This is a genomic window from Streptomyces sp. HUAS 15-9, assembly GCF_025642155.1.
Classification (GTDB): domain Bacteria; phylum Actinomycetota; class Actinomycetes; order Streptomycetales; family Streptomycetaceae; genus Streptomyces.
Window position 1 is genome coordinate 5,742,429 of sequence record NZ_CP106798.1, and the last position, 14,430, is coordinate 5,756,858.

16 protein-coding genes are annotated in these 14,430 nt (G+C 70.8%); 11 read left to right on the forward strand and 5 right to left on the reverse strand.

What is annotated here, in order from left to right:
• The first annotated feature begins 159 nt into the window (after window positions 1-159).
• The 4 genes from N8I87_RS26605 (at window position 160) to N8I87_RS26620 (ending at window position 1,690) form a co-directional block, all read left to right on the forward strand.
• A complete protein-coding gene (locus tag N8I87_RS26605) occupies window positions 160-483 on the forward strand; it encodes a hypothetical protein (RefSeq protein WP_263212327.1) in 324 nt (107 codons plus the stop codon).
• Between the two features lie 173 nt (window positions 484-656).
• Complete coding sequence (locus N8I87_RS26610) at window positions 657-1,025, forward strand: WhiB family transcriptional regulator (protein ID WP_019072119.1); 369 nt, start codon at window positions 657-659, stop codon at window positions 1,023-1,025.
• Window positions 1,022-1,345 carry a putative WhiB-interacting protein gene (locus tag N8I87_RS26615; protein ID WP_263212332.1) on the forward strand — a complete coding sequence of 108 codons (324 nt, stop codon included), beginning with the start codon at window positions 1,022-1,024 and terminating at the stop codon, window positions 1,343-1,345. Before N8I87_RS26610 ends, N8I87_RS26615 begins: the two co-directional genes overlap by 4 nt.
• A 135-nt stretch (window positions 1,346-1,480) precedes the next feature.
• Window positions 1,481-1,690 carry a hypothetical protein gene (locus tag N8I87_RS26620; RefSeq protein ID WP_263212333.1) on the forward strand — a complete coding sequence of 70 codons (210 nt, stop codon included), beginning with the start codon at window positions 1,481-1,483 and terminating at the stop codon, window positions 1,688-1,690.
• 6 nt (window positions 1,691-1,696) lie between these two features.
• On the opposite strand, the gene N8I87_RS26625 is transcribed toward N8I87_RS26620, so the two are convergent.
• Window positions 1,697-3,058 (reverse strand): ABC1 kinase family protein, encoded by a 1,362-nt coding sequence (locus tag N8I87_RS26625; RefSeq protein WP_263212335.1) that lies wholly within the window; start codon window positions 3,056-3,058, stop codon window positions 1,697-1,699.
• Window positions 3,051-4,265, reverse strand: a complete 1,215-nt coding sequence (locus N8I87_RS26630) for a TOMM precursor leader peptide-binding protein (protein WP_263212336.1) — start codon at window positions 4,263-4,265, stop codon at window positions 3,051-3,053. The genes N8I87_RS26625 and N8I87_RS26630 overlap by 8 nt, the downstream gene beginning before the upstream one ends.
• A gap of 224 nt (window positions 4,266-4,489) precedes the next feature.
• Here N8I87_RS26630 and N8I87_RS26635 point away from each other — a divergent pair, with 224 nt between their 5' ends.
• From N8I87_RS26635 to N8I87_RS26650, 4 genes are all read left to right on the forward strand, one after another.
• Window positions 4,490-5,086, forward strand: coding sequence for a M48 metallopeptidase family protein (locus N8I87_RS26635; RefSeq protein ID WP_263212337.1), 597 nt, complete (start codon window positions 4,490-4,492; stop codon window positions 5,084-5,086).
• Between the two features lie 137 nt (window positions 5,087-5,223).
• Entirely contained in the window at window positions 5,224-6,903 is a 1,680-nt protein-coding gene (locus N8I87_RS26640; RefSeq protein WP_263212339.1) for a TerD family protein, read from the forward strand.
• Window positions 6,904-6,914: 11 nt separating this feature from the next.
• Entirely contained in the window at window positions 6,915-7,595 is a 681-nt protein-coding gene (locus tag N8I87_RS26645) for an AIM24 family protein (RefSeq protein ID WP_263212340.1), read from the forward strand.
• A gap of 17 nt (window positions 7,596-7,612) precedes the next feature.
• Window positions 7,613-8,368, forward strand: a complete 756-nt coding sequence (locus N8I87_RS26650; RefSeq protein ID WP_263212342.1) for an AIM24 family protein — start codon at window positions 7,613-7,615, stop codon at window positions 8,366-8,368.
• A gap of 58 nt (window positions 8,369-8,426) precedes the next feature.
• On the opposite strand, the gene N8I87_RS26655 is transcribed toward N8I87_RS26650, so the two are convergent.
• The gene (locus N8I87_RS26655; RefSeq protein ID WP_263212344.1) at window positions 8,427-8,954 is read right to left on the reverse strand and encodes an NUDIX hydrolase; all 528 of its coding nucleotides are present in this window, start codon (window positions 8,952-8,954) and stop codon (window positions 8,427-8,429) included.
• Complete coding sequence (locus tag N8I87_RS26660; protein WP_263212346.1) at window positions 8,951-10,399, reverse strand: zinc-dependent metalloprotease; 1,449 nt, start codon at window positions 10,397-10,399, stop codon at window positions 8,951-8,953. The genes N8I87_RS26655 and N8I87_RS26660 overlap by 4 nt, the downstream gene beginning before the upstream one ends.
• A 192-nt stretch (window positions 10,400-10,591) precedes the next feature.
• Between N8I87_RS26660 and N8I87_RS26665 the strand changes: the two genes are divergently transcribed.
• The 3 genes from N8I87_RS26665 (at window position 10,592) to N8I87_RS26675 (ending at window position 13,773) form a co-directional block, all read left to right on the forward strand.
• Window positions 10,592-11,704, forward strand: a complete 1,113-nt coding sequence (locus N8I87_RS26665; RefSeq protein ID WP_263212348.1) for an SDR family oxidoreductase — start codon at window positions 10,592-10,594, stop codon at window positions 11,702-11,704.
• 169 nt (window positions 11,705-11,873) lie between these two features.
• Window positions 11,874-12,335, forward strand: a complete 462-nt coding sequence (locus tag N8I87_RS26670; protein ID WP_263212350.1) for a molybdenum cofactor biosynthesis protein MoaE — start codon at window positions 11,874-11,876, stop codon at window positions 12,333-12,335.
• Between the two features lie 340 nt (window positions 12,336-12,675).
• Window positions 12,676-13,773, forward strand: a complete 1,098-nt coding sequence (locus N8I87_RS26675) for a YlbL family protein (RefSeq protein WP_263212351.1) — start codon at window positions 12,676-12,678, stop codon at window positions 13,771-13,773.
• 72 nt (window positions 13,774-13,845) lie between these two features.
• On the opposite strand, the gene N8I87_RS26680 is transcribed toward N8I87_RS26675, so the two are convergent.
• The gene (locus N8I87_RS26680; RefSeq protein WP_263212353.1) at window positions 13,846-14,388 is read right to left on the reverse strand and encodes a PPA1309 family protein; all 543 of its coding nucleotides are present in this window, start codon (window positions 14,386-14,388) and stop codon (window positions 13,846-13,848) included.
• Window positions 14,389-14,430: the final 42 nt, after the last annotated feature.

Genomic DNA, 14,430 nt, shown 5'->3' on the forward strand with positions numbered 1-14,430 from the left:
ACTCGTCGAAAAAATAGTTTGCGCATGCCCCAGCAATCGCCATAGGTTCTAGGCACGGAAACAGCGGCCTTCTCGGAGGCGCTGATTCCGTGTTGTACTTGCATATCCGAACGGACTGGCTCACCCCAGTCCCAGAGACGCCGAGAGGAGGCGAGTCCAGTGATCAGCATCAACACCAGCTCTGTCAGCACGGTCAAAATGACCGATCGCTCGGCCGTCTCCCTGTGCATGCTCGGCGCCTCGAACCCGGGCACCGGTCTGTCCGGCATTCGTGCCGCGCGTCCGGCGTCCGCCTCCGTTTCTCTCGCGGAACTTCCCGTCCGTGAGCGCAGCGAGCGACCGACCGAGGCATTGGAAGCAGTAGTGGCACAGGCCAAGGCCTATGCCTTTACGGCGACCGGTGCCGGATACCGGAAGCAGACGACGCAGCATCACCTGATGTGGGCCTTCCGTGGGCCAGAACCCTGGAGTGATCCAGCCTGATCGAATCAGGCCGGCGCCTTCAGGGCCGCGGAACCCCATCCGGGATCCGCGGCCCTTCTGTTTGCCCCGAACGGGGGCGACGGAGCGAAGGAGCCTCGGGACAAGAAAAGAACCCGGTACCAGCCGCCACCCGGTCCAACCGGACCGGAACGACAAGACGAGGAAGACGAACCGTGCAACTCGAAGCGCACGCCCCGTCCGTACCGCCTTCGGAAACGATCCCCCCGCCCGGCCTCACGGAGGACTCCACCTTGACCCCGCTCACCGCGCTCACCGCGCTCGACGACGCCATCGAGAACCTCGGCGTACCCGTCCCCTGCCGTTCCTACGACCCGGAGGTCTTCTTCGCCGAGTCGCCGGCCGACGTCGAGTACGCCAAGTCCCTCTGCCGCACCTGCCCGCTGATCGAGGCCTGCCTCGCCGGCGCCAAGGAGCGGCGTGAGCCCTGGGGCGTCTGGGGTGGCGAGCTGTTCGTCCAGGGTGTCGTCGTCGCCCGGAAGCGGCCGCGTGGTCGCCCGCGCAAGAACCCGGTCACGGCATGAACACCGCAGGAACGATCGACCGCCCCCTCACGCACGACCCCAAGAAGCAGGCCCCGATGAAGCCGTCCACCAGCGAGCCCGCCGGCTCAGCAACCCCAGACTTCACCACCAGCGGCGCGACCGACTCGCGTCAGAACAGGACCCGAGAGATGCAACTCATCCCAGAAGCCCTGGCTCGTGCGCATATGCACGAGCGGCTGCACGAGGCCGAGCGGGAACGCCGGGCGCTGCGCCTGGCGACCGCCCGCCGGATGCAGCGCCGGGCCGAGCGCGCTTCGATGCGCGCCCGCCGTGCGCTGGCCATGGCCGTCATGCAGTAACCCACCACACCTGAAGCGGTGGCCTCCCGGCAGCGGGGGGTGATAGCTCCCCGCGGGGGCCGGTCCGTCCGAACGGACCGGCCCCCGCGGTGCGTTTGCGCGCACAATGTCCGGTCACGGCGTTATTGTCACCGGGTGACGAGTCGTCCCGGAGACAGTGACCACGGCGGCTCCCCCGCGGAGCCGCGCTTTCTGGTGTGCGCCCGGTGCGGCGCCCGGGCCGAGGACCCGCAGCCCACCTGGACCTGCTCCGTGGAGAACGGCGTGCGTCACTACTTCTGCGACGCCTGCGCCCGGGACAACCTCAGGGCGATCGAGGGCCGGCTGGACTCGGCCTGGTGGTGACGGCTTTCAGGCCCCAGCCGCCGAGTCGTCCGCTTCCCCCGGCACGAACCCCGGCAGCCACTCCTCCAGTTCCTGGCGCAGCCGGACCGTCGCGCCCAGCTGGCACAGGACGCCGATGGTGCTCAGGGTCACCCGGTGTATCAGGAGGTACGCGGGGGGCAGGTTGAGCTGTTTGCCCAGTTGGTAGGCGGGGGAGCGGGGGTCGGCGATGCGGGCCGCCTGGCTGCGCATCCAGGTGCGGGTGAAGGTGAACTCGTCCACCAGGGCCGGCTCGATGATCGGCAGGAGGTAGTCGAGGACCGCGTCCGGGTCGAGCTCGATGGACGACTTGACGAACCCCTCGCCGCACAGCAGCTCGTAGACCGCCTCGGCCTCGCCGTCCAGGGTCATGCGCAGGGAGTCGCCGATCGGTGTCGGCAGGCCTCCGGGGAGGCGGTCGACGGTGCCGAAGTCGAGGACGCCCAGGCGCCAGTCGTCCCCGCCGTCCGGGCCGCCGGGGAGCAGGCGGAAGTTGCCAGGGTGCGGATCGGCGTGCAGCAGACCGGTGCGGACCGGGCCCGAGAAGAGGAAGCGGGCCAGGAGCTGGCCGGCGCGGTCGCGTTGTTCCGTCGTGCCGTCCGCGATCACCTCGGAGAGGGGGATCCCGTCGATCCACTCGGTGACCAGGATCTGGTCGCACTGGTGGACCACCGCGGGGACCAGGACGTCGGGGTCGTCCTGGAACTCCTCCGCATGCACCTGCTGGGCCTGGGCCTCCAGGCCGTAGTCGAGTTCCTCCGAGACGCGGTCCCGCAGCTCGGCGATCAGCGGCTTGATGTCCATGCCGGGGATGAGCGGTCCCAACAGGCGGGCGAAACGGCTCAGTTGGGTCAGGTCGGAGAGTAGGGCCTCGCCCGCTCCGGGGTACTGCACCTTGACCGCGACCTCGCGGCCGTCGTGCCACACCCCGCGGTGCACTTGTCCGATCGAGGCCGCCGCGGACGGTTTGTCCTCGAACTCCAGGAACAGGTCCCGCCAGTCCGCCCCCAGTCGTTCCGCCAGCACGGAGTGCACGGTGCGGGTGGGCATCGGCGGCGCCGCGTCCTGGAGCTTCGTCAGCGCGGCGCGGTAGGGGCCGGCGATCTCCTCGGGCAGCGCTGACTCGAAGACGGACAGGGCCTGCCCGAACTTCATCGCACCGCCCTTCAGCTCCCCGAGAACCTTGAACAGCTGCTCCGCGGTGCGCTGTTGCAACTCGCGGCCGACGATCTCCGCGGACTCGCCCACGATTCGCTTGCCCAGCCCCCAGGTCGCCCGGCCGGCGAAGCCGAGCGGGAGCGCGGCGAGCTTGGCGGTCCGGGTGACCGCCTTCCGGGGAAGATCAGACATGCGCCCTCCAAGTCCCAGCCGGCCGCACGGCGTCTGCCTTGCGCGGTCGCTCCGCCGACGGCCGTTGCCCCGCCATTGTCTCGTGCCCTTCCCCATTCGTTGAGGTGTGTTCCCCCATACCTCTGTCCGCGGCTCCGCACGGGCATGCCGGGTGCGGCCAGACCGGCCGCGCATGCCAGTGGAGACCCGGCAGGGAGACCTCCCACCGGGCGCCGGTGCTCGACGGCGACTCCCCGTCCAGGAAGGCGAGCGCGTGGGCGGCGGCGAGACCGGCGACGGTCGTCGCCAGCGTCAGATCGCATGCCCCCACCCGGCGTGCCCTGCCGGAGCGCCACTGCGCGACCAGCCGGGGCCAGGCCGGATCCCGGTCCGTGCGGTCCTGCTGCAGACAGCCGGCGCAGCCGGTCCCGCCCGGCAGGACGAAGGGCCCGACGACGCCGGTGCCCTCCACGACACCCGCGTAGAGATGGGGGGTTCCGGTGCTCATGAGCGCCTCGGCGAAGGACGGGTCGGGTGTGTGGACGGACACATCGTCCCTGGGGGCGAGGATCACCAGGGAGAAGCCGGGGTCCTCGGCGGCGGGCGGTGTGGGGTGGCTTCTGCGGCGTGGGCGGTCGGGTGCCGCCTGGCGGACCGCCTGGCGCGCCGCCTCGTTCCTGCGCTCGCCGACCGACTCCGGGGGCAGTCCGCCCGGTGCGACGTCCCACGGCTCGACGCGGCCGATGTCGCGCACGTCCACCTCGCCGACCCCCGCGCCGGACAGCAGCGCGGCCAGCACGCAGCCGACCCGGCCCGCGCCCCTCACCTGCACACGCAGGGAGCGGCGGGCCGCCATGCGGCTGATCGCGCCGCCGGGTTCGGACGTGTTCAGGGACAGCGACGCCAGATCGGGGCGCAGCCGGTCCAGAACGTCCTTCTTCTCCCGCAGCGCATGGGCAGCGGGCCCGCCGCCCCGGGCGTCGTCGAGCAGGCCGGCGTGGGACAGCCGTTCCACCAGCGCGTCGACGTGGCCGTCCGGCAGGTCCATGCGGTGTCCCGCTTCGCGCAGGAGCGCAAGCCCGCGTGTGCCGTTGAGCAGGTCCAGGAAGCTGCCTGTCGCCGTGTCCATCGGACCGAGCGTCATCGCGTGCGCCGGAGTCATCCCGAACTGCACGGTATTGAGGTCGCGCCAGCCGCGCCTGAGCGCGGGTTTCACCATCGGATGCATGACAGATCCCCCGTTGCATCAGAAAAATCCCGGAACATCCCTGTTCACCGTGAACCGGTCGCGTCCCGCCGACAAGTGCCAGCATGCCCGGTGGCGCGGTCGGGCGCCGAAAGTTGTCCACAGGCGGTGGGTTTTCGTCGTACAAATCAAACGCATGTGGGGGATCGGCATCGAACCGTCCCGGACCCGGGACTTCACGCCAGTGCAGCGGGTAACGTCGGGGCGTGCCCGCCGACCCCCTGCACCGCGCCGGAAAGCCACAGCGCAGCACGACGAGCCTGCCGCCGAGCGGCTCGGGGGCGAGCGCGATCGAGGTTCGCAGGAGCGCCCGGCGACGCCGGACGGTCTCCGCGTACCGCGAGGGCGATCGCACCGTCGTGCTGATCCCCGCCCGGATGTCCGAGGCGGAGGAGCAACGCTGGGTGACCGTCATGCTCGACAAACTCGCCGCCCAGGAGAGCAGGCGGGTGCTGGGCGATGCCGAACTGGCCGAGCGGGCTCAGCGGCTGTCGGACCAGTACTTCGACGGCCGGGCCCGGCCCACCTCTGTGCGCTGGGTCACAAATCAGAACACTCGCTGGGGCTCGTGCACCCCGGCCGAGGGCAGCATTCGCCTGTCGCACCGGTTGCAGGGCATGCCGGAGTACGTGATCGACTACGTGCTGTGCCATGAGCTCGCGCATCTGCTGGTCCCCGGGCACGGGCCCCGTTTCTGGCGGCTGTTGGAGGCGTATCCGCGGACCGAGCGGGCCCGCGGCTATCTCGAAGGTGTGGTCGCGGCAGGGCGTTTGCCTCATTTGTCCGATGTGCGCGGTGAGTGAACTGCCCGGCGGGCGGATCGTCCTGCGCCGCTGAGCGCGGTTGTGTACCGGGTCTGTACCGACGTCGTCCGGTGTCCGGTTTTGCCGTTAGCCTGGCGCGACGCACTCACATTCGGGATGGGGGACGGTCGTTACGCATGGCCAGGGAATTCCAACGCGGCCACAAGGCCAGGATCAGTGACCTCACCGCGGGCATGGATCTGTACGTAGGCGTGCAGATTTCCGCCCCCGGACTGACCTTCGACATCAGCTGCTTCGGCCTCGACGCCGACGAACGGCTCTCGGACGACCGGTACTTCGTCTTCTTCAACCAGCCGAAGTCCCCCGAGGAGTCCATCCAGCTGCTCGGCGCCCAGGCGGGCGACACGGAGTCCTTCCGGATCACGCTGGACAGGATCCCGCCGCAGATCCAGAAGCTGTCGTTCACGGCGACGATCGACGGCGCCGGGCAGATGTCGCAGATCAACCCCGGATACGTCCGCATCGTCGCCGGCGGCGAGGAGGTGGCCCGGTACTCCTTCAACGGCTCGGAGTTCTCCACGGAGCGGGCCGTGATGCTGGGCGACTTCTACCTGAAGGACGTGTGGCGGTTCGCCGCCGTCGGCCAGGGCTTCGACGGCGGCCTCGAGGCGCTGCTGAAGAACTTCGGAGGCGAGGTCGCCGAAGAGGAGGCGCCCGCGGCCCCGCAGCAGCCGCAGACCGGCGCCGCTCCGGGCTTCGCCCCGCCCGCCCAGGCCGCGGCCCCGCCCGCGTTCGGTGCCCCGGCCGCCCCGGCCCCTGCTCCCGCTCCCGCTCCCGCTCCCGCTCCGCAGGGATTCACACCGCCGCCGGGAACCACGCCGCCCATGCCCAACGTGCACGCCGCGCCGACCGTCATCGCCCCCCTGGCACCGCCCGCCGGCGGCACGGTGCCCCCTCCGGCCCCGGCGCCCGCCCCCTACGGCCAGCCCCAGCAGCCGTACGGACAGCAGCCCGCCCCGAACGCCCCCATGCCCCCCGGCTACGGCCAGCCCCCGGCTCCGCAGGCCCCGGCCCCGCCTCCCGGCTACGGCCAGCCGACCCCGCCCCCGGGCTACGGTCAGCAGCCCCCGTTCGGGCAGGTGCCCGGCCAGCAGCCCGCCTCCTACGGAGTGCCGCAGGGCGCTCCCCAGGGCGGCGCCGGTGTGGCCGCCGCGCTCCAGCAGTTCAAGGAGACGCCCACCGGGCAGCGCTGGACGCAGCAGAACAAGAAGCTGATCCGGGTCGACCTCGGCATGGGCGGCCAGCCCGTGCTCGCCCGCCAGGGCAGCATGGTGCTCTACCAGGGCAAGGTCGACTTCAGCTACAAGGGCGCCGGTTTCGCCGGTCGGATCGTGGGCAACGCGACCGGCCAGGAGATGCAGCTGATGCGCTGTACCGGCCAGGGCCAGGTGTTCCTCGCCGAGAACTCCACCCACCTGCACCCCGTCGAGCTCCAGGGCGACGCGATCTGTGTCTCCGCGGAGAACGTCCTCGCCTTCGACGAGAGCCTCCAGTACGAGGTCCGCCGCATCGAGGGACACGGCATTCCCGGTGGCGCGCTGTTCACGATGCAGTTCCAGGGGACCGGCACGATCGTCGTCAAGACGCACGGCACGCCCGTCGTCCTGCCGGTCACGCCCACCACGTTCGCCGACTGCAACGCGGTGGTCGCCTGGTCCGCCGCCTCCCAGGTGATCGTCTCCAGCCAGGTCCGGATGCGGCGCAACGCCTATCCGGGCGACACCGGCGAGAGCGTCAACCTCCAGTTCCGGGGAGCGCCCGGCAACTTCATCGTCGTCCAGCCGTACGAGGTCTGAGGGAGCCCGTCATGAACCAGCCACTTGCGGGCTATGCCCCCGCACCCGTCACCGCCCGCATGGAGAACCACGGCAACCACATGCTGAAGGTCGCCATGCAAACGGGGAACGACCTCCTCGCGCGCGTGGGATCGATGGTCGCCTACGAGGGCTTCGTCCAGTACGAGCCCAACCCGCCAGCCGTGCGCCAGATCGCCCGCGACTGGATCACCGGCGAGGGCGCCCCCCTGATGAAGTGCTCCGGCGACGGCCTGCTCTACCTCGCCGACTACGGGGCGAACGTCGTCGTGATCAACCTCAACGGCGACGGCATCTCCGTCAACGCCACCAACCTGCTCGCCTTCGACGCGCACCTCACCTGGGGCGTGGAGCGGGTCAAGGGGCTGGCGAAGTTCGCCGGACAGGGTCTGTGGAACACGAAGATCTCCGGCCAGGGCTGGGTGGCCCTGACCTCGCGCGGCAAGCCGATCGTCGTCGACTGCGGCGGCGGTGAGGACGAGACGTACGTCGACCCCGACGCGCTCGTCGCCTGGTCCCCGAACCTCAAGGTCAAGGGCAAGCGCAGCTTCAAGGCGCAGTCGCTGATCGGCCGGGGCAGCGGCGAGGCCTTCCAGATGGCCTTCTCCGGCCAGGGGATCGTCGTCGTCCAGCCCAGCGAGGACAGCACCGACCGCCTCCGGATCCGGGGCTGAGGGGGATCACAGACACCATGCAGAGCCCGCTTTTCGCCTTCAACGACTCACAGGCCCAGGAGCGCTACAGCCTGCAGAGCAAGCAGATGCTGCGCGTCGTCCTGGAGGGCCACGACGACATCCTCGCCCGCAAGGGCACCATGGTCGCCTACCAGGGCCTCGTCGAGTTCGACGCCGAGTACCAGAGCAACAACCAGGCACGTGCGCGTGCCTACACCGGCGAGGGTCTCAACCTGATGCGCTGCCACGGGCAGGGCACGGTCTACCTCGCCAACCTCGCCCAGCACATCCACGTGGTGGACGTGGAACAGGACGGGCTGACCGTCGACAGCAGCTACGTCCTGGCCATGGACTCCTCGCTGCACCACGAGGTCATCGCCGTCGACAGCCTGTACGGCATCTCCGGCTCCGGGAAGTACCAGCTCAACATCACCGGTCGCGGCAAGGTCGCCCTGATGACCTCCGGTGCGCCGCTGATGATGCAGGTCACGCCCGACAAGTACGTCAACTGCGACGCCGACGCGATCGTCGCCTGGTCCACCGGGCTGCGTGTGCAGATGCAGGCCCAGACGCACTCCTCCGGTGTGTGGCGACGGCGCGGCAACACCGGCGAGGGCTGGGAGCTGAGCTTCATGGGCAGCGGCTTCGCGCTGGTCCAGCCCAGCGAGCTGCTGCCGCCGCAGAACGCGGTGATCGGCCAGGGCGTCGCCGCGCAGTTCGGTATGGGGCAGCACGGGGCGCGGGCGCAGAACCAGGGGAACGTCTGGAGCTGAGCGCCCGGCAAGCCGAAGTAAGGGGCGGCCGCCCAGGCGGCCGCCCCTTACCTGTGGCTCAGGCGCCGAGCCTGGCGCGTGTCGCCTCCAGCAGTCGTACGACCGAGTCGTCGGCCACCTCCGCCACCTCGTCGTAGGCGAACCAGCGCACATCCAGCGACTCGTCGCTGACGGCGTGCTCGGCGTCGCGCGGGGCGAGGACCGCGTACTGGACGTCGAAGTGCCAGTGGCACGGCGGGGGGATCGGATGCCGGTCCAGGCGGACCGGACCACCCGGAAGCAGCGTCAGCCCCCGGATGCCGGACTCCTCGGTCGCCTCACGCAGCGCCGCCGCCTCCAGCGTGGCGTCGCCCGGCTCGCAATGGCCGCCCATCTGCAGCCACATCCGCAGCTTCCTGTGCAGTGTGAGCAGCACACGGCCGCGCTCCGGGTCGATCACCAGGGCGCTCGCCGTGATGTGACCCGCGTGGCAGGCCTTCCACATGCCGTCCGGATGCGCCGCCAAGTGGTCCAGGTAGGACCGGCACAGCTCTTCCTGGCCCTCGAAGCCCTTCAGCACGAGGACCGTGTCGTCGTGCAGGCTCACTCCGTGCCGTCGCCCCTGTCGTCCTTGTCGTCTTCGGGGGCCTTCTTCAGGTTCGGCTTCTCGCCGGAGCCGCCCGCCGCCTCGCCGAGGATCTTGTCCAGCTCGGAGAAGTCGAGCTGCTCGCGGTGCACGAAGCCGTCCGGGTCGTCCAGGTCGGTGGCCGTCGGCAGCATGTCCGGGTGGGCCCACAGGGCGTCCCGGCCGTCGACCCCGCGGGCGTCGGTGAGCGAGGCCCACAGGCGGGAGGCGTCGCGCAGCCGGCGCGGGCGCAGCTCCAGGCCGATCAGCGTGGCGAACGTCTGCTCCGCCGGGCCGCCCGTGGCACGGCGGCGGCGCAGCGTCTCGCGCAGGGCGTCGGCGGACGACAGACGCGGCTTCGCGGCCGCGTGGACCACCGCGTCCACCCAGCCCTCCACAAGCGCCAGAGCCGTCTCCAGACGGGCCAGAGCGGCCTTCTGCTCGGGCGTGTCCTCCGGCTGGAACATGCCCTGCTGGAGCGCGTCCTGCAGCTGCTCAGGGTTCTGCGGGTCGAACTGGCCGACGACGTCCTCCAGCTTGGCCGTGTCAACCTTGATCCCGCGCGCGTACCCCTCGACCGCGCCGAACAGATGCGAGCGCAGCCACGGCACATGCGCGAACAGACGCTGGTGGGCGGCCTCGCGCAGGGCGAGGTAGAGCCGCACCTCGTCCTTCGGCACGCCCAGGTCCTTGCCGAACGCCTCGATGTTCACGGGCAGCAGGGCGGCCCTGCCCGCCGGGCCGAGCGGCAGCCCGATGTCGGTCGAGCCGACCACCTCGCCCGCGAGCACGCCCACGGCCTGCCCGATCTGCGTGCCGAACATGGCACCGCCCATCGAGCGCATCATGCCGATCAGCGGGCCGGCCATGGCCTGCATCTCCTCCGGCAGGACATCGCCCATCGCCGCGCCGACGCGCTCCGCGACCGGGTCGACGAGCTCCTTCCAGGCGGGCAGGGTCGCCTCGACCCACTCCGCGCGCGACCACGCCACAGCGGAGCCGGCACCGGACGGCAGGGACGTCGCGTCGTCCAGCCACAGGTCGGCCAGGCGGACGGCCTCCTCGACCGCCGTGCGCTCGGCCGGGCCGATGCTCGTGTCCTTGATGCCGTCCTGTGTGCCCTGGGAGACCGTCTGGCGGGCGATCTGCTTGGCCATGTCCCAGTTCACCGGGCCGCCCTCGTAGGAGAGCATCTGGCCCAGTTGCTGGAACGCGGCGCCCAGGTCGGTGGGGTTCAGTGAACCGAACATGGCAGCGAGCGGATTGTCCGCACCCGGGCCGCCGAAGCCCCCGGCTCCGGGCAGCCCGAAACCGAACGGGTTGGCCGGTCCCTGCCCACCACCGCTCTGCTGGTCCTTCTCCTTGCCCTCGTCGCCGTCGTCCGGCTCCTCCGGCGGAAGGCCGAATCCGAATGGGGTGTCACTCACGGGGTTCCTCGGCTGGTAAGGCCGCCGGTTCTCTCCGGCGGCGCGGCTGCCCGACAACACCACCCAGCGTAGACACCCGGGCCGGTTCGGGCCTCGGTGCTTCGCCGACTCTCGGCCTGCGGCAGGATGGATGCCACCTGGTACGTACGCGTCACTCGCGCCCGTACTGAAGACAACCGCTGGAGACGCCCGGTGAGTTCCCCAGATCCGCAGGTTCGCGGAGCGCGAAACCATTCCACCCCTCCCGCGGTGCGCGGGCCCGTCGTCGCGGTCACCGGTGCCGCGACCGGGGTCGGCGCGCTGCTGACGGAGCGGCTCGCCGCGTCCGACGCGATCAAGCAGGTCATCGCCATCGACGAGCGGCGCGGTGAGTGCGCGGCGGCGCAGTGGCACATTCTCGACGTGCGGGATCCGGCCATCGCGGACAAGCTGCGGGGCGCGGACGTGGTCGTGCACCTGGCGCTCGACCTCGACCTGGGGAGTGACGCTGCCGCCCGGACGGCCTACAACGTTCGGGGGACGCAGACCGTGCTGACCGCCGCGGCGGCGGCCGGGGTGCACCGGGTGGTGCTGTGCACGTCGTCGATGGTCTACGGGGCGCTGCCGGACAACGAGCTGCCGCTGTCGGAGGACGCGGAGCTGCGGGCGACGGCCGAGGCCACCGGTGTGGGTGACCTGCTGGAGATCGAGCGGCTCGCGCGGCGCGCTCCGCGGGCGCATCCGGGGCTCAATGTCACCGTGGTGCGGCCCGCCGTGCTGGTCGGGGGCACCGACACCGCGCTGACCAGGTACTTCGAGTCGCCTCGGCTGCTTGTCGTCGCCGGGTCGCGGCCCGCCTGGCAGTTCTGCCACGTCGAGGATCTGTGCAGTGCTCTGGAGTACGCGGTGGTGGAGAAGGTCGACGGTGAGCTGGCCGTCGGCTGCGACGGGTGGCTCGAGCAGGAGGAGGTCGAGGAGCTCAGCGGGATCCGGCGGATGGAGCTGCCGTCGGCCGTCGCACTGGGCGCGGCGGCACGGCTGCACCGGATCGGGCTCACTCCGTCCCCGGCCGGGGACCTGGCGTACACGATGTACCCCTGGGTGGTGAGCGGGAGCCGGCTGCACGACGCCGGATGGCGGCCGCGGTGGACCAATGAGGAGGTGCTCGCGGAGCTGCTGGAGGAGGTGTCCGGGCGGCACACGGTCGCCGGGCGGCGGCTCGGCCGCAAGGACGCCACGGCCGCGGGTGCGGCGGGGGCGACGGTGGCCCTGCTGGGCGCTGCCGCTGTGGTCCGGCGGGCCCGGAAGGCCCGGCGGCGCCTGTGAGCCGAGGGGCTTCGCCCTTCAGCCGCGCCAGTGGGGCTCCCGTCCCCCGCTCCCGGACCGGCGGGAGGCCGGTTGCGAAGTCGCCCTGTAGGACCCTCCGAATCGCGGCGCGCGCGTGGTGACGAAAGCCGCGTTCCGAGTCGTCCCCGGCATGGGGCACGATGGAGGCATGGCACTCACGAACGATCATCCCGGCGAGCAGACGGCTCTGGAGCCCATCAAGCTGATCGCCGTCCGCGAGACCGCGCTCTCCGTGGACGAGGTTTTCCGGGCCGTCGGGGACGACGCGGCAGGCGGCATCGCGCTCTTCGTGGGGACCGTACGGAATCACGACGGCGGGGTCGACGTCGACGAGCTCGGCTACTCGTGCCACCCCAGCGCCGAGGCCGAGATGCGGAAGGTCGCCGAGAAGGTGGTCGCGGAGTTCCCGGTGCGGGCGCTGGCCGCCGTCCACCGTGTGGGGGACCTCAGGATCGGGGATCTCGCCGTCGTCGTCGCGGTCGCGTGTCCGCACCGGGGCGAGGCCTTCGAGGCGTGCCGGAAGCTGATCGACGACCTCAAGCACGAAGTGCCCATCTGGAAGCACCAGAAGTTCTCCGACGGGACCGAGGAATGGGTCGGGGCCTGCTGAATTTGCGCCGCCGTCCTCCGGTTGCGTAACCACACCCCCGGCGTGAGCGTTGTCAGTGCGGATGGTTAATCTGCTGATCAGTCAGTCGCGGACGCTCATGGGGTCGGGAGGTCGGCATGGCGGCGCTCGCCTGGTTGCTTATTCCGCTTGTCGCTGCGATAGGCGCCGGTCTGTGGGGAAGTTGGGCCAACAGGACCCGCAAGGCCCGCAGCGACGGCCCGGAGCTCGACGGGTACGCCCGGTTCCGTGAGGCCATGGAGAGGTCCCACTCCAGTACCTGAGGCATGTGACGGGGGTGCCCTGACGGTGTGCTGACAGACCTGTCCCGTACTGTCGAGACATGCCACGCCGCACCGCGACGATGCTCGCCTCCACCCTGATGCTGATCGCGCTCCTGTGCGCGGGAGTGCTCATCCCCGTGCCGTACTCGGAGATGTCCCCGGGGCCGACCGTGAACACCCTCGGGGACCATGGCGGCGAGCCGGTGCTGCAGGTCTCCGGGCACAAGACCTACGCCACGTCCGGGCACCTCAACATGACCACCGTGCGGGTCACCAGCGCCGACTACAAGATGAACATCGTCGAGGCCGTCTACGGCTGGCTGGCGCACGACACCAAGGTGGTGCCGCACGACACGCTCTACCCGGACGGCAAGACCGAGGAGCAGTCCACCCAGGAGAACGCCGAGGAGTTCAGCCAGTCCCAGGAGAGCGCCAAGGTCGCGGCCCTGAAGGAGCTCGGCATCCCGGTGAAGTCCTGGGTGATCGTCTCGACGGTGGTCAAGAACTCGCCGGCCGAGCGCAGGCTGCACGCCGGTGATGTGATCAAGGCCGTCGACGGCACGGCGGTCAAGCAGCCGTCCGACGTCGCGAAGCTGGTGACCAGGCACAAGCCCGGTCAGGACGTCGTCTTCACGGTCGTCCCGGCCAAGGAGCAGGCCGCCGCCGAGAAGGCGAACAAGACGGCGACCAGGACCCAGGACGTCACGATCACCACCGCGACGTCCAGCGACAGCGGTGCCAAGCGCGCGATCGTCGGGATCTCCGCCGGGACGGACCACACCTTCCCGTTCACCATCGACATCAAGCTCGCCGACGTCGGCGGGCCCAGCGCCGGGCTGATGTTCGCGCTCGGCATCTACGACAAGCTCACCCCGGGCAGCCTCACCGGCGGCAAGTTCGTCGCCGGCACCGGCACCATCGACGACGGGGGCACGGTCGGGCCGATCGGCGGCATCGAGATGAAGACCGTCGGGGCGCGCGACAAGGGCGCCCAGTACTTCCTCACGCCCGCCGACAACTGCGCGGCCGCCGCCAACGACACCCCGAGCGGTCTCACCCTCGTCAAGGTGAAGACCATCGACGACGCCCTCGGCGCCCTCAAGGACATCCGCAGCGGCGACACCGCGGCCCTGCCGAAGTGCACTACCAAGGGCTGACCGGCGACACCCGCGCACGGCTGGGGGCGCTCCTCGTCACGAGGGGCGCCCCCAGTGCCGTACCGCGGGACCTCAGTCCTCGAACGTCGCCTTCAGCGCCTCCGCCAGACCGGGCACCAGGTCGGGGCCGGTGAGAACCTCCGTCGGGGTGTCCTTCTCGCGCAGCCGCACCGCGGACTCGCGGGTGCCGTCGCGCAGGACGGCGACCGTCATCCGGACCTCCTGGCGCTCGGGGTGGGTGGCCACCCACTTGGCCAGCTTCGCCCCGCTCATGCCCTGCGGGACCTGGGCCTCGGCGGACGGCGGCAGCATCAGGCGCTCTACAGTGAGCGCGCAGCCGGCCACCGCGTCGGGCCAGGCGATGGTGGCGAGGAACTCGTCGAGCGCCTTGTCCGTTGGAACCTCGTCCTGCTCGATCGGGGTGAGACCGGTGGCGCCGGACTCTTCCTGCAGGCCCAGCTGGGCCGCGAGGGCAGGTTCCTGGGCCCGCAGCCGTGCGGTGTCTACGAGGGCGAAGAGGCGAGCGGGCTGGTCCCAGCCGAGGCCGGAGGCGTACTCGTCGATCTCGAGTACGGCCCGGGTGAGCGGGCTCGTTGCCATGGGAGTGTTGGACATGGTCACAATCCTGCCTCGTTCCCGGCCGGAATCGGGAACCGA